Genomic DNA, 24,241 nt, shown 5'->3' on the forward strand with positions numbered 1-24,241 from the left:
CGAGTTGATTACAGGCGTAGTCGAAAGAGGGTGATCATGAGCGAACGGATCAGCGATGCCGAACATGCGGTGATGGAGGTGCTCTGGGACGAGTCGCCCCTGTCGGCGCAGGACGTATCGGAACGCGCAGCGCCCGACCGGGCGTGGAGCGCCAACACGGTCAAGACGCTGCTGGGTCGTCTGCTCGCCAAGAACATTATCGCGCATGAGGAGGATGGGCGGCGCTATCTGTACCGTCCGCTCGTCCAGCGCGAGGATTATGTCGAGGGCGAGTCGCGGCGATTGATGGACCGGTTGTTCGGGGGCAAATTGTCGCCGCTGGTCGCGCATCTCGCCGAGCGCGATGCGTTGAGTGCGCAGGAAATCGAAGAGATCGAGGCGCTTTTGCAGGCGTTGAAGCAATGATCGCCTGGGCCATCGAGACGCTGGTCGCGACGACGCTGTTGATGCTGCTGGTGCTCGCGATCCGCAACCCCGTTCGCCGCGCGTTCGGGCCTAATGTCGCCTATGCGCTGTGGCTGCTGCCGGTACTGCGCATGGTAATGCCGCCGCTGCCCGCGACGGTGCCCGATCACGGCATTGCACCGCTGTCGGACGCCAGCCAGCAGATGCTCTATTATGTCGTCGAACCGCTGGCCGAGACGCCGGCCGTCTATATCACCGGAGAGGGCGTGCCCTGGGCGCTGATCCTGCTGACGGGCTGGGCGATCGGGGCGGGCGGGTTCATCGCCTATCACCTGATTTCCCATCGGCGGTTTTGCGCCAATGTTCGCCGACAGGCACGCGCCACCGACTGGATGGCCGATGGCCGGGTCGAGGTAATCGAAAGCGATGTCGCGCACGGGCCGCTGGCGTTCGGTATCTTTCGCAAGACCGTCGCGTTTCCGCGCGATTTCGCAGAGCGTTACGACGACGTCGAACGCGATCTGGCGCTGGCGCACGAGCTGGGCCACCACGCCCGCGGCGATCTGATCGCCAACTGGGTCGCGCTGGTGATGCTGGGGCTGCACTGGTTCAATCCGGTCGCCTGGAAAGCATTCCGCGCGTTTCGCGCCGATCAGGAAATGGCGTGCGACGCGCTGGTCCTGTCGGGCCGCGAACCCTCGCTACGCCACGCCTACGGCCTCGCCATCGTCAAGTCCGCGCATGGTGGCGCGGTGTCGGCGGCGTGCCATCTGCATACGATCAACGATTTGAAGGGGAGGCTGAAGATGATGCTCGACAATCAGAAACGCTCGCGGGGGCGCGTGCTCGGCGGAACCGCGGCGACCGCCGCGATCGGCTTTGTCGCGCTGGGCCTGACGGCATCGGGAACCCATGCGGCGGAGACGGTCCGCACCACCGTCGAGGACAAGATCGGTATGAAGCTTGCGGATGTGACGCTGCCGTCGCTGGCGCCGCTGGTCGCGCAGGAGGTGCCCGCCGCACCCGAGCCGGTCGAAGCACCGCTACCGCGCAAACCCCGTACGGCGGACGCGCCCGAAGCGCCGACCGAACCGCGCCTTTTCATGAAGAAGGAGGGGATTGGCATCTATCGCGGGGAGCGTGACGGCCGTGAGATCGTCATCCGCAGCCGCGAGGACATGGACCCCGCCGAACTCGACCGGATACTCGCTCGCGCCGAGCGTTCGCGGATCGATGGCGAAAAGCTGGCTGCTGATCTGGAGAAGCGGATTAAAATCGTCGAAGGCAAATGCGGGCCGGGCGAAGGCGCGATCCGGCCCGGCCTAACGCCGATGGCGGACGGAAAACGAGTCACCATCATTTGCACCGACCGGATCGAGAAGCTGGCCGCCGATGCGTCTGAACGCGGTGCGCACGACCGGGTGCTGGCGCTGTCGTCGGCGCGCATGGGTCGTGACATGGCGCGGATGAGCCTGCGCAACGCCCGTCGCGCGATCGAGGCGCAGGCCGACCTTTCGGCCGAACAACGCGCCCAAGCATTGGCCGGGGTCGATCAGGCGATGGCCGAACTGGAAAGCCAACGAGACGACTAATCCCTCGGGGAGGGAGAGGGGCTTCGTCCGCGTGTTTGCCCTATTTCGCGCGTGAGGTCCTTCGACGGGGCCGGCTCTTCCTTCGTGGAGCCGGTCCCGTTTTTTCTGACATGGTCTTGCTCCCCCACACTCCGCACCGTTCGTCCCGAGTAGCCTTCGAGCGAAGTCGAGAAGGCGTATCGAGGGAGGGTGGCCATCAAACACCCTGTCTCGATACGGGTTCTCGACAAGCTCGAACCCTACTCGACACCAACGGAGAGGCGGGTGCGTCCTGTCTGCAAACCCTTGCCTCGCGCGCTTCCACCCGCCATCTGAATCCAATGACCGAAGCATCCCCAGGCACGCTCGAGCAACTGGAACCGCTCGTCGCGCGGGTGCTGGCGGGCAATCCGTCGCCCTATACCTATACCGGCACGCAGAGTTTTCTGGTCGGCACGAGCGATGTCGCGGTGATCGATCCGGGGCCGGACTTGCCCGAACATCTGGACGCCCTGCTGGCCGCCATCGCAGGCCGTCCGGTCCGCGCCATCCTGTGCACGCATACCCACCGCGACCATAGTCCGCTAGCCGGACCGCTGGCGAAGGCGACGGGCGCGCCGATCATCGGTTGTGCCGCGCTGGTGCTGGAGGATGGCGGTCCGCGCGCCGACGCGGCGTTCGACCGCGACTATGCGCCCGACCGGGTGTTGGCCGATGGCGAGCGGATCGCGGGCGAGGGCTGGACAATCGAGGCGGTGGCGACGCCGGGCCATACGTCGAACCATCTGTGCTTCGTGCTGATTGAAAGCGGGGCGCTGTTCACCGGCGACCATGTGATGGGGTGGGCGACCAGCGTGGTTTCCCCCCCGGATGGCGACATGAGTGATTACATGGCGAGCCTGGAAAGATTGCAGGCACGCGAGGACCGCATTTACTATCCCGCACACGGCCCCGCGGTCGAACGACCGCAGCGGCTGGTGCGCGGGATGCTGGGGCACCGCAAGCAACGCGAGGGCCAGATCGTCCGGTTGCTCGACCGCGGGGTCCATGCGATCCCCGATATGGTGCGTGAGATGTATGTCGGGCTCGACCCGCGATTGCATGGTGCGGCGGGGCGATCGGTGCTGGCGCATCTCATCGATCTGGAACGCCGTGCGCTGGTGCGGGTTGATGGGGACAGATGGTTCAAGGTTTGACGTCCCAACCCCGCTGGCTGGTCCCCGCGCTTGTCGGATTGCTCGCGATCGCAGTGTTGGTCGCGGGCTATTTCGCGTGGGAGCATTATCGTGAACGCTATACCGTCACCGAGACCGAAACCGGCGACACCGTTACCCAGATCATCGCCGCGCGGCTGTCGGCGACAAGTTCGCTCCGCGTCGCGCAGTTGAACGGCACGGTGCAATCGACCGCGGAGGATGTTCGCGGCTTCGGGATGCTCAAGACCGATCAGGTGGTGAAGATGCCGTTCGTCGTCGATTATTTCATCGATGCGTCGCAGATCGGCCCCGACGATATCCGCTGGGTGCCGGAAGCGCGCACGCTGATCGTCGATGCACCCGATGTCTCCGTCGGTACGCCCAATGTGATGGAGGATCAGCGCAGTCTGGTCCGCACGCAGGGCTTGTACGTGACGCGGGAGGCAGGCGAAGCGCTGGCGCGACAGGTGTCGCAGCGCGCCAACGCGCGGGCGCGGGCGGAGGCGCAGTCGCCCGAGCGCATGGCGCAGGCGCGCGAGAATGGGCGTCGCGCGCTCGCAGAATTGCTGGGTGCCCCGCTCGAATCGTTGGGTTACGGTGATGCGCAGGTGGTCGTCAGTTTTCCTTATGACCGCCCGGACCGCTTGCGCGAGCAATGGGACGTCACCAAATCGGTCGATGAGGTTCTGGCCAATCGGCAATGACCCGGCGCGGGCTTGTTTAACCGCGCGCTTTGCGGCACCCGCCGCGGGATATTTTCTAAAGGGCTAAGGTGATGGACGCACGTAACGGTATCGGTGGATCGCTTACTGGCGTCGATCTGCTCGCCGAGATCGATCGGCTGCGCAAGGAGCGCAACGCGGTCATCCTGGCGCACTATTACCAGCGCCCGGAAATCCAGGACCTTGCCGATTTCGTCGGCGACAGCCTGGACCTGTCGCGCAAGGCGGCGGAGACCGATGCCGATGTCATCGCGTTTTGCGGCGTTCGCTTCATGGCGGAAACTGCGAAAATCCTGTCGCCCGGCAAAACCGTGATCCTGCCCGACATGGATGCCGGATGCAGCCTGGAAGACAGCTGCCCGCCCGATCAGTTCGCCAAGTTCCGCGCCGATCATCCCGATCATATCGCGCTGACCTACATCAACTGTTCCGCCGAGGTGAAAGGGCTGAGCGACATCATCGTTACCAGCTCGTCAGCGGAGAAAATCCTGTCTCAGATCCCGGCCAGCCAAAAGATCATCTTCGGCCCGGATAAGCATCTCGGTGGGTATCTCTCGCGCAAGACCGGGCGCGACATGTTGCTGTGGCCCGGCGTGTGCATCGTGCATGAGGCGTTCAGCGAGACCGAGTTGCTGAAGCTGAAGGCGCAGCATCCGGACGCGCCCGTGCTCGCGCATCCCGAATGCCCGCCGCATGTGCTGGACCATGCCGATTATGTCGGTTCGACCAGCGGCATCCTGGAATATGCCAAGACCACGCCTGCCGAGACTGTGATCGTCGCGACCGAACCGCACATCATCCACCAGATGGAAAAGGCGGTGCCCGAGAAGCTGTTCATCGGCGCGCCGGGTGCGGACGGCAACTGCAACTGCAACATCTGCCCCTATATGGCGCTCAATACCGTCGAGAAGCTCTACATCGCGTTGCGCGACCTGGAGCCGCGGATCGAGATCGAAGAGGGCTTGCGCGTCCGCGCCAAGAAATCGCTCGACCGGATGCTGGCGATGGCGAGCGGAACCGTCGGCATGGGCGACCTTGGCCCCGCACCCGTCACTGGCGACTGAGCGGATGGCATTGCCAGACGGGTTCGATCTCGACGCGTTCGTTACCGCGACGTTGGCCGAGGACATGGGCGAGGGCGGGGACATCACTTCCGACGCTGTGATTCCCGCCGATGCGCGCTTTGCGGGCGTGATGGACAGCCGCGACGCGATCACGGTGGCGGGACTTGAGATTGCCGAGGCGTTTTTCCGGCGACTCGACCCAGATGTGGTGATCGAGCGACTGGTGTCGGACGGCGACCGGGCCGCGCCGGGGAGCGACCTGATGCGGCTGACCGGCAATGCCCGCGCGATGCTGACGGCGGAGCGGTCGGCGCTCAACACCGTGCAGCATCTGTCGGGCGTGGCGACACTGACGCGAAGCTATGTCGATGCGATCGAAGGCACCGGCGCGACGTTGCTCGATACGCGCAAGACGATTCCTGGACTGCGGGTGTTGGAGAAATACGCGACCCGGATGGGTGGCGCGACCAATCATCGCATGGGCTTGTGGGACGCGGCGATGATCAAGGACAATCATGTCGCGGTCGCGGGCTCCGTCGGCGAAGCGGTGCGGCGGGCGGTGGCAGCGGGGATCATGCGGATCATCGTCGAGGTCGATCGCATCGACCAGATCGAACCGGCACTGGCGGCGGGCGCAACGCACTTGCTGCTCGATAATATGGGCGTGGAGACATTGCGCGAGGCGGTCGGCGTGGTCAAAAACCGCGTCCATACCGAAGCATCGGGCGGCGTACGGCTCGACACGATCCGCGCGATTGCGGAGACCGGCGTCGATTTCATCAGTGTCGGGCGGCTGACCCAGTCGGCACCCGCGGCCGATATCGGGCTCGACTTCCGCAGCATCTAACGGCACATCTGCCCCTTCGAAATTCTGAGGGGAAACCATGCGTCCGAAGTCGATCCAGCTGTTCGAACGGCTTTATCTCGCGTCTATCGCGCTGACGTTGATCGCGACCGCGCTCGGTTGGGACGCCTTGGTGCGCGGCGCGACGATTCCGGGGGCGGAGGGCGGCGCGGCTGCGGTCGCGGGCATCGCCATCGGCGTCGTCGTGCTGGCCCAGCTGATCGTCTGGTTCTTCGTGGCCAAGCGGGGAAGCAGCGTTGCGAAATGGGCAGCGGTCCTGTTCTTCCTGCTCAATCTGTGGGGCATCGGCGCGACGGTTCAGTTGGCGATGAACGGGTCGCTGCCGTCGGTGCTGACCATCGCCGCGCGCATCGTCGAACTGGCCGCCATCGTGATGCTGTTCCGCGCCGATGCGAAGCCCTGGTTTGCCTATGAGGACGAGGAAGACGAGGCACCCGGCGCGTGATCCGGCTGGGATTGGCGATCGGGCTGGTCGCGCTGCCCGCGCCCGCCATCGCGCAGGCCTATCGCTGCGCCTTGCCAGCCGAACTCCCGCGCCCGCGTCCAGACGGTCCGACCCAGAGCCAGCCCAAGCGCGACATCCCCATCGGCAGCTATACGTTGGCGATCAGTTGGCAGCCCCAGCTATGCCGCAATGCCGGGCGTGACGATCGCCTCGCGTGCAGCAGCGGCAATCGCTTCGGATTTACGCTTCATGGGTTGTGGCCCGACGGAAAGGGGCGCGACTGGCCGCAATATTGTCGCCCCGCCGCGCTGCTTTCCGAACGCTTGATCCGTGCCAATCTGTGCATGACGCCCTCAGTCCAATTATTGCAGCACGAATATGCCAAGCATGGGACGTGCATGGGGGTTTCGCCCGCGCGTTACTTTGCCGATGCATCGCGGCTCTACGCGGCGGTGCGCTATCCCGACATGGATGCGCTGTCGCGGCGGCGCGGGCTGACCGTGGTTCAGTTCGCAGCCGCCTTTGCGCGCGCCAATCGAGGCATGACACCGCAGATGGTCAAGGTCGCGACGACGAAAGACGGCTGGCTGGACGAAGTGCGGGTGTGCATGGACACCCGATATCGCTATCGCATCTGTCCGCCCCGTCAGGGGGCCACCAACAGCGCGCCCCTCAAAATCTGGCGCGGGTCGCGCTGATCAGCCGTTGAGCGTCACCGTCGCCGGGTGATGCTTGTCGAGATGCTTTTTGATGATGCGCAGGTTGCGGGTGTTCGACCGGAAGAAAAAGTCCGGGATCGCACCGATCAGCGGGATCGCGCCCAACGCCCAGTCGATCGCGACATTGCCCGCCATCCGCGACATCGCCAGCTTGCTCATGCCCAGATTGCGCGCTTCCCAGATCATGTAGCTCGAAAACCCTGCGCCGATGAACGAGCCAAGCACCGGCACCGCGTTAAGGATCAGGTCGAGGCCGAAGGGCTGGTTCGTGCCGGGAATGACGAAGCTGCGTTCCAGCAATCGTTCGAGCGCAACCAGGCGCTTGCGGATCGAGGCCGGATCGCTGCCGATCGGGAGCGTCTTTGCATAAGCGCCGAGGCCGGCGGGCTTCATCGGGGTAGGTTTGACCATGAAAATCTAATTGGGGTCGCCGCGCAAGTGGTTCAATGGATGCGACGCGCGCACGTTGGGCTGGAAACGCTGGAGCCGCTGCGCGACCAGTGACCAACGCAGCGGACGTGCGATCAGCACGAAGGGCGTATCGGCGGCCACCGCGATATCGGCGATGGCGATCGCGGCGCGGCGCTCCGCCAGTGTGGGCGCGGCGCGGGCGGCATCGACCGCGGCTTGCGCGTCGTCCGAACAGGGATTGCACGCCATCGCCAGATACCAGCGCGCACTGTCATATGGCGCGACGCGATCGACCAGTCGAAGGTCGGCGTCGGCATCCATCGCCACGCGCGTCACTGGCAATCCGACGCTGGCAAAGCCGTTCGAAAGGAACGCCCATAGCGCATCGCTCCCCGATCCGGACGGCAAGGCGACGCGCAGCGCCGCCGTTTCCTCGCTTTGTGCGCGCCAGATCGAAACCCGCGCCCGCGCCGCCAGCCGCCGGGTGGAGAGGTCGAGCGTCGCCCATTCGGGGATGGCGGGGGACGAAGCGGAATCGAGTTGATCGGGAAGCAAGGTTTCCGCAGCTGCCCAGTCGGGGCGGAGCGCGGTGGTGAACCGCGCGCGGTCGAAAATTCCGGCAATCGCCGCGCGATTGACCGGCTCGGCCAGAAAGCCGTCGCGATTGACGATCGCCAGACCGAACAGCCCGGCGGCGGGATCGATGCGGATCGATGCCGGGGGCAGCTCTGCGGCGCGGACAATCAACCAGTCGTCGAATCCGCCACCCAGCACCAGATCGCTTTGCCGTTCGACGAACCGTGCAACGGCCAATGCGGCGCGTTCGCCACGCAGGCGGACATGCTCGGCTGGCGTCGGCGGATCGATGCTTTCGTCGGCAATGGCCTGAGGATCGCGATCGGGGCGCAGAAGCACGCTCGATCCGTCATCTTCGATGATGCGAAACGGTCCCGACCCCGCAAGCCCGCGCGCCTGAAAGATGGCGAGTTCGGGTTGAGCAAGGATCGACAGTAAATCGGGACGCGGTGCCGACAGTCGGATTTCGATGACCTGCGGCGTCATCACCACGATCTGGTTGATGGCGGTCAGATAGGGGGCGAGCGGATTGCGGCTGTCGGCGGCGGCCACGCGCTTCAATGCGGTAACGACATCCTGGGCAGTGACTTGCGTCCCGTCCGGCCAGCGCGCGGCACCGATCCGAAAGATGTAGCTGCGACCGTCGTCGATCACGATCCAGCGCTCGGCGATCCCCGGCTCGATCCCGCCCGCCGCGTCGAACCGTACCAGCCCCTGTGCAGTGGCACCCAACAGCGCGCGTTCGGTGGGCTCGAGCCAGCGCGCATTGGGATTGGCAAGCTGCGCCTGATCGCCAATCACGCTGGCGACCACAGGCACGTCGTCCGGCCGTCGCTCGCACCCGGCCAGCAGCGATGCGGCGATCAGTGCGGCGAAAGGGAGGATGGAACGACGGGTCACGGGTGCAGGTCTATGGCCCGCCCGCCGCGCTGCCAACCCCGTGCGTTAATCGACGGCCACCCGCTTTGCCGCCATGCCGATTTCCTCGACGAAGCGGTGATATTCCTCGTCCGCCTGTACCGCGTCGGGCAGCCGCAACAGATAGCTGGGATGGATCGTCACCCAGGCCTCGCTGCCATCGGCGAGTTCGTGCGCGCGGCCGCGGGTCGCCTTGATCGTCACCGCCTTGCCGAACAAGGACCGCGCGGCGGTCGCGCCCAGTGCCAGCGTGACTTGCGGGCGAACCAGCAGGCGCTCTTGATCGATCCACCAGCGGCATGCCTCGATCTCTCCCGCATCGGGTTTCGAATGGATGCGTCGCTTGCCGCGCGGCTCGAATTTGAAATGTTTGACCGCGTTGCTGAGGTAGAGGGACGAACGATCGACCCCCGCCGCCGTCAGCGCTTCGTCCAGCTTCTGTCCCGCCGGGCCGACGAACGGGCGTCCGGCCAGGTCCTCCTGATCGCCGGGTTGTTCGCCGACCAGCATCAGCGCTGCATCGACCGGGCCTTCGCCGAATACCGTCTGCGTTGCGCATTTGTGGAGGGGACAACGCGTGCAATGCGCTGCTTCATCACGCAGTTTTTCCAACGCAACCCCGCTATTTCCGCCGGGGCGACTCCGCGACGCTTCGACCATCTTCACTTCCCGCGCCTGAGCCCCAGCGATCAGTGCCGGGATCAGCGCGGTCTCGGGCATGTTCTTCCAGTATTTGCGCGGCATCTCCTTGGTCATCGCGCCGATCTTCACCCGAGCGGGATTGAAGATCGAGGCGTAATAGGTGCGCCACATCTCCTCCAGCGGATCGCCCTGCGGGGCATCCGCTTGGGTCGCGCCCGGCCCTTCCGTCAACCGTTCGCCGTCCCAGTGGATCGAAAGCTCGGGCGTCAGGATCGACCAGTGCATCGATGCGAAGCGACGGACGAAGAAACCGGCATTGGTTCGCACGATATGATGATCGGGTTCGAACCAAGCGACGAAGCGGGGTTCGGCATCCGCGCTGGCGGCGATCTCACGAAAGCGGACGAAGGCGCGCATCTTGTGGATGTCGCGACGCACGGCCTTTGCCATATCCTCGATCCGGCGCAGCAACGGGTCGGCGCGGTCGCCCATGCTGCCGGGCCGCGCGCGGAGTTGCAGCAGCAGCGTGTAGAGCAGCGCGAAGCGTTCGGGGTCGGAATGGCAGATTGCCGATTTGGCCAGCGTGACGAAATCGCGCGATACCGAAAATGCGCCCTCGGTAGCATCCATGGGCGCATCAGCATCGGCGGCGAACAGGTCGCCGGGAATGTCGCCGACTTGCCAGACGATGTCGGCGGGCGAGGTATCGGCGAGCGCAAACCGCCGTGCGGCATCACGCCACCCGTCGAAATCATCCTCGTCCGCGAGATAGGCGATATGCATCCCGCCCCAACCGATCAGGCGGCGAAGAGTTCGAGTTGTTCGCGTTTCGGTGCCACCAACGGTTCCAGGTCGGCCCGGTCACTCAGCACATTGGGCTTCCAGCCATCGGCGATCAGGAACGGGCGAAGCTTGGCGATCGATACCGTCAGCCGTGCGACATCCTCTATCCGCAGCCGCCGCCAGCGTCGCGCCGACAGAATGCCGTTGACCGCCTTTACCCCCAGCCCCGGCACGCGCAACAACGCTTCTCTCGGCGCGCTGTTGACGTCGAGCGGGAAACGGTCGCGGTGTTTCAATGCCCAGGCGAGCTTGGGATCGATATCGAGGCGCAGCATTCCCGATGTGTCCGCTGCCGCGCCGACCTCTTGCGGGGAATAACCGTAGAAACGCATCAGCCAGTCGGATTGATAGAGCCGGTGTTCGCGCATCAACGGCGGGCGCTGAAGCGGCAGCACGCTGCTCGCGTCCGGGATGGGGCTGAACGCCGAATAATAGACGCGGCGCAGGCCAAACCGTCCGTACAAGCCGCTGGCCTTCGTCACGATCTCGGTATCGTTGGCGCTGTCGGCACCGACGATCATCTGCGTCGATTGTCCCGCGGGCGCGAATTTGGGTGCCGACTTATATCGTTTGCGTGCGTCGTGGCCGTCCTCGATCGATCCCCTCAGATGTCGCATCGCGCCTTCGATGCGGGGCGCGGATTTTTCGGGGGCAAGGCGCGAGAGCCCGGAGACCGTGGGCAATTCGACGTTGATCGACAGCCGGTCCGCATAGAGCCCGGCGGCATGGACCAGATCGGGGTCTGCATCGGGAATGGTCTTCAGGTGGATGTAACCGCGAAACTGATGTACCTCGCGCAATTGTCGCGCCACCTCCACCAATTGCTCCATCGTGTAATCGGGACTGCGAATGATCCCCGACGACAGGAACAGACCCTCGATATAATTGCGGCGATAGAAGGAGAGGGTGAGGTCCACCACCTCCTCGACCGTGAATCGCGCACGCTGGACGTTCGAACTCTTGCGATTGATGCAATAATGGCAATCGAACACGCAGGCGTTGGTCAGCAGAATTTTGAGCAGCGAAATGCAGCGGCCGTCGGGCGCATAGCTGTGACAGATGCCGCTGCCTTCGGTCGAACCGAGCCCGCCCTTCTTGCCGCTCGAATCGCGTTTGGACGTCCCCGACGACGCACAGGACGCATCATATTTGGCGGCGTCGGCAAGGATCGAAAGCTTTGCGCGGGTATCGAGTCTGGACATCGATGTTCTAATAATGTTCTTTGGCATCGATGTCTAGAACGCGTTTCAAATCAGCGGTTTGCGGTCGGCCTCCGATGGCGCGAGAAGAACGCCCACATCGCGTCGTTGTCGGCGACGGTCCAGTTGTGGCCGCTATCGGTGTCGATCACCGACACGACCTCTGACTGCGCGTCGCAACCTGCGTGTGCGTCGACGGTGATGTCGGCGGCGCGATGATAGCGGGGAAGGGCAGGGCCGCAGCGGTTGATCGTCGCCCAGCGCGCGACTGCGGTGTCGAGGCTGTAGCCCCAGCGCGCACCCTCGCCGCCTGCATTGGGGTTGGTGCGATCCGCGCCGCCCGAAAACGCCATGACCGGCATCGCATTGGCGGGCGCGCAGTTGCCCTCGTCCACTCGTGTCAAATCGTCCACGCGGGCACGGCCGGCGCGCAGCCCCACGACCGGCGCGATTGCCGCAATCCGGGCGGAGAGTGCACAGCCAAGCCACGAGCTCATCCGTCCGCCCCCCGACAGTCCTGTGGAATAGACGCGGGACTTGTCCACGCACGCGCGCTCTGCGAGCGTATTGATCAGCGCGGCGGTAAAGGCGACGTCGTCGGCATCGCCCGGTCCCGGCACGTCACCCGTGACGGTCGGCACGCCGGGGATGTTCCAGACAAAACCTTTGCCGTCGTTTACGGGAATGCCCGCATCGGGCGCGGCGACGATAAAGCCGTGCTTGTCTGCGGTCGCGGCCATCCCCGAGCTTTTGAGTTGTTCGGCGCCGCGCGATCCACTGCCGTGCAAGTTGAGCACCAGCGGCAACCGCATCTGGCCGTCATATTGTGTCGGCAGATAAACCAGAGCCTGTCGCGTGCCCTTGTCCGTAGCGACGGGGATCATATTCGACCCCGGTTGCAACCCCGGCCCGCACCCTTGCGCCGCAGCGGGTGCCGCAACCATGACAAGGGGGAGGGCGAACAGGGTCAGTCGGGACGTTGTCAGTCTGAACACGGCTCGATCCGGTAATGAATGGGCTTGAAGCTGCCGCCGTTCGAATCGGGTGCGGAGCAGGCGGTCAGGCCGATTACCAGATCGATGGCGGCACGAAAAACGATGCTGTCGCCCGCCTTGCTGATCGGGGGCAACACGCGAATCTTTCCGGTCTCGCCATCGACGGGGACGTTCATGAAGCAATTGAACGCGGTCGGGATGCGATCGGGGGTGACGCCATAAGGCGCGAGCGCTTCGACAAGGTTGCCGAAACAACCGCGATGGCGATCGAGTTTGGGGTAGAAATGGTCGAACGTATCGACGCTGCATGGGGTCAGCAGGAAATCGTGACGCCCTACCGTGTCCGCAACGATCTCCAGCAGCACGTTCGACCGGTTCGAATAGAGTTTGTGACCCGCCGTCAGATAGATCGTCTCGGCATAATCGAAGGTGCGACCCGACGACATGACCTCGTCAATGTCAGCGGCATTGAACGCCAACAGGTCCGCCACCTGTTCGCCGCGCGGGTCGATGACGTGCAGCAATTCGCCCGCCTTCAGTTCGAACGCGGTGCCCGATCGTTCGGAGATGTGACGGGTTTCTATGGTTTCTCTCCACTGTATTCGAACGGGGCCTGCCATTCGGGACCGACGACGCGTCCGCTATATTGTCGCGCTTCGCTGCTGTCGCCGTGCCGCGCCAGCATGGGGTTGCGCGATCCGGCCAGGTCTTCGTCGCGAACCAGGATCTTCTCGCGCATCCCTTCATATTTTCCCTCCGCACGCAGCGTTTCAAACTGGTCGTGGAGGTTGAAGATGATCGTCGGGCGATCGAACCGCCGCGCCGGGCGGCTGGCATTGGGGTGCAGCCCGACCAGAAAGAAAGCCGATCCGCCGAAGCTCAACGAAAAATGGGGGTTGGCGGGATCATGGCTGACGCTTTCGTCATAGGACTGGCCGCGCCACACATCCTTGTCGGACAGCGATTGCGCGCGCTTCCACATCGCCTGTTCGAACTCGCCTTCGCTCAGATCGCCGGGGCCGTCGAACACGACTGCGAAACTGCGAAAAAGGCCGGGATCGCGGCGATACTCCTCGGCCCATTTCAGCAGACCGTCATGGATGCGCAGATCGTCCCACGCGCTGTCGATCCGGTTGCAGGCGAGCACCGCAAGCGTGCCCTTCGCAAGGGCGGCTTTTGCGCCCACGCATGGAAAGCTGTCCGCCTTCACATGGGCGAACAACATCTGTTCCAGCCGTTCCTGCGCGTCGTGCCTCCAGGCAAACATGGATCAAGATTCCCCGGTTTTCTTGGGTTTGCAACGCCTATCATACGTTTCTACCGCCATGATGTTCCGGCTGCTGGACGATGGTTTGTCGATACGACAAGATGCAGGGATGACGACGTTGCGCCTGAACGAATTCCTCCCCTATCGCCTGTCGGTCGCGTCCAACCGCGTGTCGGACCTTATCGCGCGAAGTTACCGTGCGCGGTTCGGGCTGCGGATTCCGGAATGGCGGATGATCGCGGTGCTCGCCGAAAGCGGGGGAATGACCCAGCAGGCGCTGACGCATCGCACGCGGATGGACAAGGTAACGGTCAGCCGGGCTGCGATCGCGCTCGCCGACCGCGGATTGATCGAGCGCCTGCCCAACGACGCCGACCAGCGGTCGCACCTGCTGGCGCTGAGCGGTGAGGGGCGGGCGCTGTACGAGGAGATCGCTCCGCTGGCGATCGAGACCGAGCGGCGGTTGTTCGCGGGCTTTGCTGCCGATGAGGTGGAGCGATTGTCGGAGATGCTCGAACGGCTGGAAGCGGCGGCAGAGGCGTTGGGGCGCCAACAAGGGGCGGAATAATTCGGACCAACGGGGAAGAGAGAAGCGAGAGTTTGCGACCGTCGCATGATCCGCTATCTCCTGCCGCCATGAAAATCCTGTTTCTCGCAGCCGTTTCACTGGCGCTCTGCGCTATGCCCGCCACCGCGCAGGACACGCGTGCCCCCGGCGTGTTCAAAACCGGCGAGCAGCTTTACCAATCCTGCATCTCCGACGTGGCGAGCGATGTGAAGGCGTGCGACTGGTTCCTGATGGGGGCGCACGACATGGCGGCGATGGCCCGCGACCTCGGCTGGATCGACCGGGACAATTTCTGCATGCCGCGCGATGTCGATATCGTGCGGCTGCGCACCCTGGCGGTCGAATTGTGGCGCGATAACGAAGAGTCACGGCGTTATTCGGCCGTCAGCGCGACGCTGAACGCGATCACCGCGGCCTATCCGGGGGCCTGCAAGACCGATCAGTAACGGTCGCGGCGCGGCTTCACCTGGCGCTTGCTGGGCAGCGTATCGGCCATCGTCGCGCCGCGTTTGCCAAGCGGACGTTCATGCCCCGTCGTAGTGTCGATTCCCGTCTGGCGTTCGGATTCGGCGTTGATTTCGGCCCCCAAGAGGATCGCCAGGCTGGAGACGAACAGCCACATCAACAGCACGACGACCGCCCCGAGCGCGCCGTAGGTCGCGTTGTAATTGGCGAAGTTGGCGGCGTAAACACCGAAGCCGACGGTCGCGACCAGCCATAGCACCGTCGCTGCCACCGATCCGATCGACAGCCACGACCAGCGCGCGCGTGCCCGGTCAGGGCCATAGCGATAGACGAAAGCGAAGCCCGCGCTCGCGATCGCGCCTGCCACCAGCCATGTCGCGATCTGAATCAATACCACTCCGGTCGAACCCAGCACGCCGGCATATTGCCCGAGATAGCCGAGCGCACCCGCCGCGAGCAATCCGACGATCGCCGCGAGGACCGCGCCCACCGTCAGCCCTGCGGCGAGCAGCGTCGTGACCAGAAAGTTACGGCTTTCCTCTTCCTCGTAGATCACGTTGAGCGCCTGGATCATTGCGCTTGCGGCGCGCATCGCGCCATAGATCGAAATGGCCAACGCGACCGCCAGCCCGAGCCCGGCCTGTTCGGCTGCGGTCGTCACCACCGAAATCAATTGATCCTCAATCAGGCGCGCGGCATCGACCGGCACGATTTCGAAGATGGTGTCCATGTGCCGCCCCACCGTCGCCGGATCGGCAATCAGCCCGTAGGACATGACGATCGCGCCGAGCAGTGGAACGAACGAGAGAAACGCGTAAAAGGCGACGCCTGCCGCCATCAGCGTCAAATTGTGATAGCCGGTCATCGCATAGATGCGCAGCAGGATGGCGCGCCAGGCCGGCCAAGGATGCTGCCACGGACGCACGGACTCGACTCCGGGAATAGGCTTCCCCTCGTCGCTTTTTCCGGTCGCGTCTGTTTGCGCTGCGGCATCGTCGGCCATCGCGTTCATTCTCCCCGTTTGACATGGCCAACGCGGTCTGTGGCGATTTGGATGCAATGCAGCAAAAAACTTTCGCGTGCAAAAAGAGAAGGATGGGCAAAGGTTGCCGGATCGTTTATCGGACCTGCTCGTTCGAACCGGGTTCGCTATGGACGGCAAAGGCCTGGCCATGCGGATGCGAAGGGGGAACTGCGTGATTTCATCGGGTCGTGATCGTGTCGTGTTGAGCGCATTGCTCGGCGTCGCGGTCATTCCAGCGCTGATCGCGACGGGCGATGCGAGCGCTCAGCAGGCGAATCAAACGACGCCAGCCCCAAGTCCGACTCCGACCGTCACGCCGCCCCCCATCGCCGAAGTCGATCCGGTTGCCGATCCCGATGGCGACGCGCCGATCATTCCCGATGCGGAGTTCGAGGAATCGGTTCCCGAAATCTCCGGCGATATCGATGCACCGCTGGAGGCGATCGACGCCGCCCCGGTCCAGACCGTCCAGCCCATCGCACCGCCAAATCCCGATGCGCCGGTGGCCGAGACCGAGATCCTGGTGCCCGCCATTCCCGCCGGGGATACCCAGGAACTCGCAGCACCGCTGCCGCCGATCGATAGTTTCGACGCGACGCCGGTCGAAGTGGCTGGCGTCGAAGAAGAGGAAGCGGTCGAACTTCGCTATGACGTGGTCGTCAACGGCCTCGACGAACTTGAACTCGAAAGCCGCTTCCGCGATTTGTCCGCGCTGGAGGAGGGCGACGGCCGCGCGGCAAATGCAACGATGGTCGCGGCGCGCGCCCGTGAGGATGAGGGGCTGGCGGTGCGCCTGCTCCAGTCGCTTGGCTATTATGATGCGACCGCACTGTCGGTGATCGAGCCTGCGACCGCCGATCAGCAACTGCGCGCGGTCATCACTGCGACGCCGGGGCGGCGCTACGACCTCGGCTCCATCGATATTCGTGCAAATCCGGTAACGCCGCCCGATCTCATCACATCCAACCTTCCGCTCAAGGTCGGCGATCCGATCGAGGCGGAACGCATCCAGGGCGCGGAGGCCAATGTCAGCCTGAAACTGCCCGAAAACGGCTATCCGTTTGCCGAGGTGGGTCAGCGCGACATCCTGCTCGACGAAACGAATTTTACTGGCGCCTATACCCTGCCGGTCGAAACCGGTCCGCGCGCATCGTTCGGCGGCTTCCGCAGCGAAGGCGATGCCGTGTTCGACATCGACCATATCGAGGTGCTCAGCCGGTTCGAACGCGGCGAGCTCTATGACAGCCGCATGGTCGAAGATCTGCAAAAGGCGTTGGTCGCGACCAGCCTGTTCTCGACCGTATCGGTCGAACCCGTACGCACCGGAGAAGCGGGTCCCGACGGCACCGAGTATGTGACGATGCTGGTGCGGCAGGATGCCGGGCCGCCGCGCACGCTCGCTGCCGAAGCCGGTTTCTCTACCGGACAGGGTTTCCGGATCGAGGGAAGCTGGACGCATCGCAACCTGTTCCCACCCGAAGGTGCGCTGATCGCCTCTGCCATCGCGGGCACCCAGGAACAGGGGATTGCGGGGACATTCCGCAAATCGAACTGGAAACAGCGCGACCGCACGCTGCAATTGACCGCGTCCGCCAATCGGCAGGATTACGAGGCATTCGAAGCCTTTACCGGCGTGTTGTCGGGGCGCGTATCCTATGATTCGACCCCGATCTGGCAAAAGCGCTTTACCTATTCCTATGGGTTGGAGTTGATCGCGACCAATGAGGACCGGTTCGATTTCGATCTGAACGACCGGGTGCGCGATACCTATTTCGTCGGCGCAGTTCCGCTCTTTGCTGGGTTCGATACCTCGGACGATCTGCTGAACCCGACCAGCGGCTATCGGTTGAAACTGAACCTCAGCCCCGAAGCCGCGATCAACGACGGCACGCGGCCTTATGTGCGGGCGATCGTCGAGGGGACGGCCTATTATCCGATCAACGACAGCCTGGTGATCGCGGGTCGCGCACGCGCGGGCACGATCCAGGGGATCGAGCGCGATGCGCTGGCACCGTCGCGGCGTTTCTACGCGGGCGGCGGCGGATCGGTGCGCGGCTTCGGCTTCCAGCAACTGGGGCCGCAAACGCCCGAACTGAACGAGGATGGCGAGCCCGATCCGCGTCCGATCGGCGGGCGCAGCTTCAACGAGTTTTCGATCGAGGCGCGTTACCGCTTCGGTAATTTCGGGATCGTGCCGTTCCTCGACGCGGGCAACGTCTATGAAAGCGAATTCCCTGACGCGAGCGGATTGCGGTTCGGCGCAGGGATTGGCGGGCGTTTCTACACCAATTTCGGACCATTCCGTATCGATCTCGCCACCCCGATCGGTCGTCGCGAAGGCGAACCGCGCGTCGCGCTGTACCTCTCGATCGGGCAGGCCTTCTGATGGTCGAGGATACGCCTCCGATCGCAGACCAGCCCATCCACGAGAAACGCGTCGTCGTGCGCCGTCCGCTGTGGCAGACCGTCGCCAAATCGACCGGGATCGTCATCGGCAGCCTGGCGCTGCTGATCGTCGCGACCGTCTTTTTGATCAATACCGGGCCGGGCAAGCGTTTCGTCGTCGAACAGATCGCCGGATACGAACTGGAAAGCGGCCTGAACGTCCGCATCGGTCGGATCGACGGGTCGCTCTATGGCGCGATGACGTTGCGCGACGTGCGGGTGTACGACCAAAATGGGGTGTTTGCCGCCTCGCCTGAGATCAATGTCGACTGGCGACCCTTCAAATTCGCCAACAATCATGTCGATGTTCGGTCGCTGACCAGCCCGCTCATTCGGCTGGCGCGGCTGCCCGAATTGCGACCATCGAAGACGCCGACCGATCCCGATGCGCCGCTGCTGCCCGATCTCGACATCGACATTGGTGAGCTTCGAATCGACCGACTCGACATCGGCGCGGCGGTCAGTGGCGAGCGGCATGTCGCGCAAATCACCGGTCGCGCGCGGATCGCGGATCGTCGCGCGCAGGTCGTCGCCGATGCGCGCACGCTCGATCTGGCGGGTGCGGCGGGTGGCGACCGCGTAAGCCTACGACTCGACGCCGTGCCCGACGACGACCAGTTCGACCTCGCGCTGCGTATCGATGCACCGCAGACCGGGTTTATCGGCCGCATGGCATCGCTCGAAGCGCCGCTCGCGTTCGCGTTGGGCGGGCAGGGAAGCTGGTCGAGCTGGCAGGGCAATGCGTTCGGCACGCTGGGCGGGGCTCAACTCGCCAACCTCAACCTTTCGGCCCGCAATGGCGCGATCCAGGTGCGCGGCGGGCTGCGTCCCGGCCTCTATCTCGAAGGCCCGGTCGAGCGGCTGACCGCTCCGTTCATGCAGGTCGGGATCGATGCCACGCTGGACGAGCGCCGCGCGGATACGCGGATCGCGCTGCGCTCCGACGCGCTGATGGTGCGTGCCAATGGTGGCCTTGACCTCGGCAACAGCCGGTTCGAGAATTTCCGCACCGAAGTGATGCTGCTGACACCGGGTGCGATCGCCGAAAATCTCAACGGTCGATCGGTGCAAGCGGCAGTCGTGCTCGACGGCCAGTTCGCGACGCCGACGGTGGACTACAAGGTTCAGGCCGCGTCGATCGGTTTCGGCGATACGGTGGTCGAGCGGCTCTATGCAGAGGGCCGTGCGACGGTCGATGCCGATCGCATCCTGATCCCGGTCAATGCGCGCGCGCTGCGAGTCAGCGGTTTGAACGCCGCGGTCGGCGGTCTGGTTACCAATGTCCGCATTCAGGGTGACCTGGCGATCAGCGGCAGCCAGATCTTGTCCGATAATCTGGCGATCCGGTCTGACCGGGTGAACGCGACCGCGATCGTCGTCGCGGACATGTCTACCGGCCGCTATACCGGCGCGCTGAAGGGGCGGATCAACGATTACATGATCGACGGGATCGGGATCGTCGATCTCGAGACCGATGCCGATCTCTATACCGCGCCGCAGGGTGGGTTCGGGATTCGCGGTCGGGTGTCGGCGCGAACGCAGGAAATCTTCAACGACGGCGCGCGCGAGTTTCTGGGCGGCAATGCCTATCTGTCGGCCCAGGTCGCACTCGATCCCGATTTCATCGTCAATGTCTCGCGCATCCGGATGAACGCACCGCAGTTCCGCATCACCGATGGCTCGGGGCGATACGATCCGGCGGGGCCGATCGCGTTCAATCTGAGCGCGGTGTCCAGCCAGTACGGCCCGCTCACCGCGACCGCTTCGGGCACGCTGACCGCGCCAGTCGTGCGACTGCGCGCGGCGCGCCCTGGCGTCGGCATCGGTCTGGTCGATCTCGACGCGACATTGCGCGGGCAGGGCAATGGCTATGCCGTCGTCGCATCGGGCGGGACCAATTACGGGCCATTCAACGCCGATCTGCTGATCGCCACCGCGCCCACGCTGACCGTCGATATCCGGTCGGGAACGTTCGCGGGCATGGACCTGTCTGGCCGGGTGCAACAGACTGCTGCCGGGCCGTTTGCGGGGCAAGTGCGCTTTGCCGGTTCTGGCGTGAACGGCCTCGCGACGCTGGGCGCACAGGGTCAGTATCAGGCAGCGAACGTCTCCGCGCGCGCGTATGATGCCCGTATTCCGGGACAGGCGGAAATGACCATCGGTCGCGCGATCGTCGATGCGCGCGTGGTGCTGTACGACGACGCGCCTGCGATCGTTGCCGATGCTCAGCTTGCCAATTTCCGGTCGGGCAACTTCGTCGTTCAGCGTGGCCGCGCCAAGGTCGATTATCGCGGCGGGCGCGGCACCGCGCAGTTGCTGGCCGAAGGATCGACCGGGGTGCCGTTCCGCCTGGCCGCGAACGCGCAACTGACGCCCGAACTCTACACGATCGCACTCCAAGGCCGCGGCGACCGCGTCAATTTCCGTACCGGTACGCCGATGCGGATTCGCCCCGAAAGCGGTGGATACCGCTTGCTCCCCACGCGGATCGATTTCGATCAGGGGACGATGCGGATCGCTGGGCTGTATGGCGACGGCCTCGCGATGCAGGCACGGCTCGACAAGATGGACTTGGCGGTCATCAATGGCTTCGTCCCCGGACTGGGCTTGCAGGGCAATGCTACCGGCAGCCTGGACTTCACCCAACCGAACCCGAGTGCGTTCCCCGATGCGAATGCGCAGCTCAACATCACCAATTTCCGTCGCACCAGCCTGTCGGCGGTGTCGGACGCAGTGAATATTGCATTCGTCGGCGCACTGGAGCCCGAAGGCGGAAGCGCGCGAGCGCTGATCAAGCGTGGAACGACCACCGTCGGTCGGATGAATGTCGGCCTTAGCCCTCTGCCGCCCGGTGCGGGAAGCTGGACGACACGCTTGCTCGCAGCACCGCTTTCGGGTGGCATCCGGTATAATGGGCCGTCGGCAGTGCTGTTCTCGTTTGCAGGACTGCCCGACCAGCAATTGTCGGGACCGATCGGGGTTGCTGCGGATTTCTCGGGAAGGGTGCAGGCGCCGCAACTTACGGGCGTCGTGCGGGCGTCGAACCTGACCTATACCAACGAAACCTATGGCACGCGGTTGACCAATATGCGGCTCGACGGGCGGTTCACCAATGACCGGTTCGAGCTGACCAACATTACCGCGCGCGCCGGGCAGGGGACGGTTCAGGCGCAGGGCCGGGTCGGTCTGGGGTCGGATGCGGGCTTCCCGATCAATATCGTCGCCAAGCTCGAAAATGCGCAATTGGCCGAAAGCGATGCGCTGGGTGCCGATGCCTCCGGTACGATCCAGGTCGTGAACGACGGCGAAGGCGCGCGCGTGATCGGCGATCTCGTGATCCCCGAAGCGCGCTACGTCGTGATCCGTCAGGGTGCGGCCGAGGTCGCGACGCTGACCGGCGTGCGCCGCCGCAGCGATGCGCGCAACCGCGAGGAACAGGCGGAAGCCGCCGGGCCTCCGGGCCTGTTCGCGCTCAACATTCGGGTGCGCGCGGACAACCGCCTGTTCGTCAGCGGCATGGGGCTGGAATCCGAATGGTCGGCGGACATCCGCATTCGTGGCACCTCTGCCAATCCGCAGGTTACGGGCCGGGCGGATGTGATCCGCGGGACGTTCAGCTTCTCCGGCAAGCGTTTCGATCTCGAACGCGGCATCGTCCGGTTCGAAGGTGGGCCGATCGGCAATCCGGTGCTCGATATCCTTGCGACCACCGAAGCCGAAGGCATCACCGCAAATATCGCGGTGACCGGCAGCGGTCAGAACCCGCAGATCGCATTCACGTCCACGCCTGCGCTGGCACAGGATGAAGTGCTGTCGCGGTTGCTGTTCGGAAGCTCGGTGACCAACTTGACGCCGGTCCAGGCGATCCAGCTTGCGTCGGCGCTCAACGGCTTGCGCGGTTCGGGAGGCGGGCTCAATCCGCTCGGCGAATTGCGTTCGGCCACCGGCGTCGACCGGTTGCGCATCCTGGGCGCCGACGAGGCGAGCGGTCGGGGTACGGCATTGGCGGCGGGTCAATATCTGACCGACGACATTTACATCGAGATCATCACCGACGCGCGTGGCTTCACCGCGACCCAGTTGGAAGTGGCACTCAGCCGAGCACTTAGCGTGCTCACGCAGACAGGGTCGTTCGGCGGATCGAGCCTGAACGTGCGGTATCGTCGGGATTACTGATCGACTTACCGACATTCGTGTCAGTTAGCGGTTGACCTCAACCCGCTTTTGCGATGCCATGCGCATTCGAACGTGCGGTATGGGATGAGGGTCGATGGTCGAGCATTTCGACGTGGTGGTGGTGGGTGCCGGAATTTCCGGCATCGGTGCGGGCTATCATCTGCAAACGCGCTGTCCCGACCGCAGCTACGTCATCCTCGAAGGGCGTGAGGCGATCGGGGGTACGTGGGACCTGTTCCGCTATCCCGGTATCCGATCGGATTCGGACATGTATACGCTGGGCTTCGGGTTCAAACCCTGGACCGCGGCAAAGGCGATTGCCGACGGTCCATCGATCCTGGCCTATCTCGACGAGACGATGCGCGAGAATGGGATCGACCGGAAAGTCCGGCTGCACCACCGAGTCCTGTCCGCGAAATGGTCGACCCCGGACGCACGCTGGACGGTCGAGGTCGAGCGCGGGCCTGAACGGGAACGGGTGCAGTTCTCCTGCAACTTCCTCCATCTCTGCTCGGGCTATTATAATTACGAGCGTGGGTATTCGCCCGAATTCGCGGGCGCGGACACGTTCGCGGGCCGCATCGTCCATCCGCAATTCTGGCCAAATGACCTGGACTATGCCGACAAGCGCGTCGTCGTGATCGGCAGCGGCGCGACCGCGGTGACGCTGGTGCCCGAAATGGCGAAGCAGGCGGCCCATGTCACCATGCTTCAGCGATCGCCCACCTATGTCGTGTCGCGCCCTTCCGAGGATGCGGTCGCGGAGTGGCTGAAGCGACGACTGCCGCCCAAGGTCGCGTATGGCGCAGTGCGGTGGAAGAACGTGCTGCTCGGCCAATTCTTCTTCTCGCGCACTCGGAAATACCCGGCCAAGGCAAAGGAGCGGATTCTGGGGTGGGCGCGCGACCATCTGGGGGAGGAGACGGTCGCCAAGCATTTCACGCCGACCTATAATCCCTGGGATCAGCGGCTGTGCCTCGTCCCCGACGCCGACTTGTTCGGGGCGCTGAAACGTGGCGATGCGTCGGTGGTCACCGATCATATCGACCGGTTCACGCCGACCGGGATCAGGCTGAAATCTGGCGAGGAACTGCCCGCTGATGTCATCGTCACGGCGACGGGGCTGGAGTTGCAGTTGATGGCGGGGATCGAGCTGTCGATCGACGGCACCCGGGTCGATCCGGCGCAATCGCTCAATTACAAGGGGATGATGTTCAGCGACATTCCGAACCTGGCGCTGTCGTTCGGCTATACCAACGCATCGTGGACGCTGAAGGCTGATCTGACCTGCGGCTATGTTTGTCGGCTGCTGAACACGATGCGTGATCGCGGCGTCCGGCAATGCACCCCGCGACTGGACGGCGAGCCGATGGAGGAAGTGCCGTTCCTCGACTTCACGTCGGGTTATGTCACGCGCGCGATGGACAAGTTTCCCAAACAGGGCAGCAAGGCACCCTGGAAACTGCACCAGAACTACACCAAGGACATCATCGCGCTGAAATACGGGTCGATCGACGACCATATGGAATTTTCTAACCCCGAGCCGGGGAGGACGAAGCGGGCGGCGTGAGCGGGCAAGGCGCTCTAGCTCTGCGTCATTGGGAGCGTAGCGAAGCAATCCCGTCGGTTTTCGCGGCGCGCTGGATCGCTTCGCCACGCTCGCAATGACGGGAAGCAGGCACCCAATCTGCCGCTTTTTTCGCTATCGCAACAAATTTCGGAACC

21 protein-coding genes are annotated in these 24,241 nt (G+C 64.2%); 13 read left to right on the top strand and 8 right to left on the bottom strand.

The window, feature by feature from the left end; all coding sequences use genetic code 11:
* Positions 1-36: 36 nt before the first annotated feature.
* The 8 genes from ENHY17A_RS06375 to ENHY17A_RS06410 all read left to right on the top strand — a co-directional run bounded on the left by ENHY17A_RS06375 (position 37) and on the right by ENHY17A_RS06410 (position 6,966).
* The gene (locus ENHY17A_RS06375; RefSeq protein WP_159711139.1) at positions 37-405 is read left to right on the top strand and encodes a BlaI/MecI/CopY family transcriptional regulator; all 369 of its coding nucleotides are present in this window, start codon (positions 37-39) and stop codon (positions 403-405) included.
* Positions 402-1,997: a M56 family metallopeptidase gene (locus ENHY17A_RS06380; RefSeq protein WP_159711141.1), complete on the top strand. Its 1,596-nt coding sequence runs from the start codon at positions 402-404 to the stop codon at positions 1,995-1,997. The genes ENHY17A_RS06375 and ENHY17A_RS06380 overlap by 4 nt, the downstream gene beginning before the upstream one ends.
* Before the next feature lie 320 nt (positions 1,998-2,317).
* Positions 2,318-3,172: an MBL fold metallo-hydrolase gene (locus ENHY17A_RS06385; protein WP_159711143.1), complete on the top strand. Its 855-nt coding sequence runs from the start codon at positions 2,318-2,320 to the stop codon at positions 3,170-3,172.
* Positions 3,169-3,876: a DUF4230 domain-containing protein gene (locus ENHY17A_RS06390; RefSeq protein WP_236547776.1), complete on the top strand. Its 708-nt coding sequence runs from the start codon at positions 3,169-3,171 to the stop codon at positions 3,874-3,876. Before ENHY17A_RS06385 ends, ENHY17A_RS06390 begins: the two co-directional genes overlap by 4 nt.
* 71 nt (positions 3,877-3,947) lie before the next feature.
* A complete protein-coding gene (gene nadA, locus ENHY17A_RS06395) occupies positions 3,948-4,958 on the top strand; it encodes a quinolinate synthase NadA (RefSeq protein WP_159711147.1) in 1,011 nt (336 codons plus the stop codon).
* Positions 4,959-4,962: 4 nt separating this feature from the next.
* Positions 4,963-5,805 carry a carboxylating nicotinate-nucleotide diphosphorylase gene (gene nadC, locus ENHY17A_RS06400; protein WP_201296348.1) on the top strand — a complete coding sequence of 281 codons (843 nt, stop codon included), beginning with the start codon at positions 4,963-4,965 and terminating at the stop codon, positions 5,803-5,805.
* 37 nt (positions 5,806-5,842) lie between these two features.
* A complete protein-coding gene (locus ENHY17A_RS06405; protein ID WP_159711151.1) occupies positions 5,843-6,268 on the top strand; it encodes a hypothetical protein in 426 nt (141 codons plus the stop codon).
* Positions 6,265-6,966, top strand: a complete 702-nt coding sequence (locus ENHY17A_RS06410; RefSeq protein WP_328799130.1) for a ribonuclease T2 family protein — start codon at positions 6,265-6,267, stop codon at positions 6,964-6,966. The genes ENHY17A_RS06405 and ENHY17A_RS06410 overlap by 4 nt, the downstream gene beginning before the upstream one ends.
* Here ENHY17A_RS06410 and ENHY17A_RS06415 read toward each other — a convergent pair whose 3' ends face one another.
* The 7 genes from ENHY17A_RS06415 to gntA form a co-directional block, all read right to left on the bottom strand.
* Complete coding sequence (locus tag ENHY17A_RS06415) at positions 6,967-7,398, bottom strand: DUF4112 domain-containing protein (protein ID WP_236547777.1); 432 nt, start codon at positions 7,396-7,398, stop codon at positions 6,967-6,969.
* Between the two features lie 6 nt (positions 7,399-7,404).
* Positions 7,405-8,874, bottom strand: coding sequence for an ABC transporter substrate-binding protein (locus ENHY17A_RS06420; RefSeq protein ID WP_236547778.1), 1,470 nt, complete (start codon positions 8,872-8,874; stop codon positions 7,405-7,407).
* A gap of 45 nt (positions 8,875-8,919) precedes the next feature.
* Positions 8,920-10,317, bottom strand: coding sequence for a UdgX family uracil-DNA binding protein (locus ENHY17A_RS06425; protein ID WP_159711155.1), 1,398 nt, complete (start codon positions 10,315-10,317; stop codon positions 8,920-8,922).
* Between the two features lie 14 nt (positions 10,318-10,331).
* The gene (locus ENHY17A_RS06430; protein ID WP_159711157.1) at positions 10,332-11,579 is read right to left on the bottom strand and encodes a putative DNA modification/repair radical SAM protein; all 1,248 of its coding nucleotides are present in this window, start codon (positions 11,577-11,579) and stop codon (positions 10,332-10,334) included.
* 50 nt (positions 11,580-11,629) lie between these two features.
* Positions 11,630-12,460, bottom strand: coding sequence for an alpha/beta hydrolase family esterase (locus ENHY17A_RS06435; protein WP_201296349.1), 831 nt, complete (start codon positions 12,458-12,460; stop codon positions 11,630-11,632).
* A gap of 98 nt (positions 12,461-12,558) precedes the next feature.
* Entirely contained in the window at positions 12,559-13,191 is a 633-nt protein-coding gene (locus ENHY17A_RS06440) for a DUF1989 domain-containing protein (RefSeq protein ID WP_159711159.1), read from the bottom strand.
* Positions 13,152-13,838: a guanitoxin biosynthesis heme-dependent pre-guanitoxin N-hydroxylase GntA gene (gene gntA / locus ENHY17A_RS06445; RefSeq protein ID WP_159711161.1), complete on the bottom strand. Its 687-nt coding sequence runs from the start codon at positions 13,836-13,838 to the stop codon at positions 13,152-13,154. The genes ENHY17A_RS06440 and gntA overlap by 40 nt, the downstream gene beginning before the upstream one ends.
* A gap of 109 nt (positions 13,839-13,947) precedes the next feature.
* Here gntA and ENHY17A_RS06450 point away from each other — a divergent pair, with 109 nt between their 5' ends.
* Positions 13,948-14,406, top strand: coding sequence for a MarR family winged helix-turn-helix transcriptional regulator (locus ENHY17A_RS06450; RefSeq protein ID WP_159711163.1), 459 nt, complete (start codon positions 13,948-13,950; stop codon positions 14,404-14,406).
* Between the two features lie 68 nt (positions 14,407-14,474).
* The gene (locus ENHY17A_RS06455; RefSeq protein ID WP_236547779.1) at positions 14,475-14,852 is read left to right on the top strand and encodes a Rap1a/Tai family immunity protein; all 378 of its coding nucleotides are present in this window, start codon (positions 14,475-14,477) and stop codon (positions 14,850-14,852) included.
* Here ENHY17A_RS06455 and ENHY17A_RS06460 read toward each other — a convergent pair.
* Positions 14,846-15,883 (bottom strand): YihY/virulence factor BrkB family protein, encoded by a 1,038-nt coding sequence (locus ENHY17A_RS06460; protein WP_236547780.1) that lies wholly within the window; start codon positions 15,881-15,883, stop codon positions 14,846-14,848. The two genes, ENHY17A_RS06455 and ENHY17A_RS06460, sit on opposite strands and share 7 nt — an antisense overlap.
* Positions 15,884-16,070: 187 nt before the next feature.
* On the opposite strand from ENHY17A_RS06460, the gene ENHY17A_RS06465 reads away from it, so the two are divergent.
* The 3 genes from ENHY17A_RS06465 to ENHY17A_RS06475 all read left to right on the top strand — a co-directional run bounded on the left by ENHY17A_RS06465 (position 16,071) and on the right by ENHY17A_RS06475 (position 24,086).
* Complete coding sequence (locus ENHY17A_RS06465; protein ID WP_443018304.1) at positions 16,071-18,281, top strand: autotransporter assembly complex protein TamA; 2,211 nt, start codon at positions 16,071-16,073, stop codon at positions 18,279-18,281.
* The gene (locus ENHY17A_RS06470; protein ID WP_159711167.1) at positions 18,281-22,516 is read left to right on the top strand and encodes a translocation/assembly module TamB domain-containing protein; all 4,236 of its coding nucleotides are present in this window, start codon (positions 18,281-18,283) and stop codon (positions 22,514-22,516) included. Before ENHY17A_RS06465 ends, ENHY17A_RS06470 begins: the two co-directional genes overlap by 1 nt.
* A 94-nt stretch (positions 22,517-22,610) precedes the next feature.
* Positions 22,611-24,086: a flavin-containing monooxygenase gene (locus ENHY17A_RS06475; protein ID WP_159711169.1), complete on the top strand. Its 1,476-nt coding sequence runs from the start codon at positions 22,611-22,613 to the stop codon at positions 24,084-24,086.
* Positions 24,087-24,241 lie beyond the last annotated feature (155 nt).

The sequence above is a fragment of the Sphingomonas sp. AX6 genome (assembly GCF_902506605.1).
GTDB lineage: Bacteria > Pseudomonadota > Alphaproteobacteria > Sphingomonadales > Sphingomonadaceae > Sphingomonas.

What these genes read in the sequence shown, in the direction of transcription:
- ENHY17A_RS06375 (WP_159711139.1), top strand. Translation starts at nt 37, where the DNA reads ATGAGCGAACGGATCAGCGATGCCGAACATGCGGTGATGGAGGTGCTC.
- ENHY17A_RS06380 (WP_159711141.1), top strand. Translation starts at nt 402, where the DNA reads ATGATCGCCTGGGCCATCGAGACGCTGGTCGCGACGACGCTGTTGATG.
- ENHY17A_RS06385 (WP_159711143.1), top strand. Translation starts at nt 2,318, where the DNA reads ATGACCGAAGCATCCCCAGGCACGCTCGAGCAACTGGAACCGCTCGTC.
- nadA (WP_159711147.1), top strand. Translation starts at nt 3,948, where the DNA reads ATGGACGCACGTAACGGTATCGGTGGATCGCTTACTGGCGTCGATCTG.
- nadC (WP_201296348.1), top strand. Translation starts at nt 4,963, where the DNA reads ATGGCATTGCCAGACGGGTTCGATCTCGACGCGTTCGTTACCGCGACG.
- ENHY17A_RS06405 (WP_159711151.1), top strand. Translation starts at nt 5,843, where the DNA reads ATGCGTCCGAAGTCGATCCAGCTGTTCGAACGGCTTTATCTCGCGTCT.
- ENHY17A_RS06415 (WP_236547777.1), bottom strand. Translation starts at nt 7,398, where the DNA reads ATGGTCAAACCTACCCCGATGAAGCCCGCCGGCCTCGGCGCTTATGCA.
- ENHY17A_RS06425 (WP_159711155.1), bottom strand. Translation starts at nt 10,317, where the DNA reads ATGCATATCGCCTATCTCGCGGACGAGGATGATTTCGACGGGTGGCGT.
- ENHY17A_RS06430 (WP_159711157.1), bottom strand. Translation starts at nt 11,579, where the DNA reads ATGTCCAGACTCGATACCCGCGCAAAGCTTTCGATCCTTGCCGACGCC.
- ENHY17A_RS06435 (WP_201296349.1), bottom strand. Translation starts at nt 12,460, where the DNA reads ATGATCCCCGTCGCTACGGACAAGGGCACGCGACAGGCTCTGGTTTAT.
- ENHY17A_RS06440 (WP_159711159.1), bottom strand. Translation starts at nt 13,191, where the DNA reads ATGGCAGGCCCCGTTCGAATACAGTGGAGAGAAACCATAGAAACCCGT.
- gntA (WP_159711161.1), bottom strand. Translation starts at nt 13,838, where the DNA reads ATGTTTGCCTGGAGGCACGACGCGCAGGAACGGCTGGAACAGATGTTG.
- ENHY17A_RS06450 (WP_159711163.1), top strand. Translation starts at nt 13,948, where the DNA reads ATGACGACGTTGCGCCTGAACGAATTCCTCCCCTATCGCCTGTCGGTC.
- ENHY17A_RS06455 (WP_236547779.1), top strand. Translation starts at nt 14,475, where the DNA reads ATGAAAATCCTGTTTCTCGCAGCCGTTTCACTGGCGCTCTGCGCTATG.
- ENHY17A_RS06460 (WP_236547780.1), bottom strand. Translation starts at nt 15,883, where the DNA reads ATGAACGCGATGGCCGACGATGCCGCAGCGCAAACAGACGCGACCGGA.
- ENHY17A_RS06470 (WP_159711167.1), top strand. Translation starts at nt 18,281, where the DNA reads ATGGTCGAGGATACGCCTCCGATCGCAGACCAGCCCATCCACGAGAAA.
- ENHY17A_RS06475 (WP_159711169.1), top strand. Translation starts at nt 22,611, where the DNA reads ATGGTCGAGCATTTCGACGTGGTGGTGGTGGGTGCCGGAATTTCCGGC.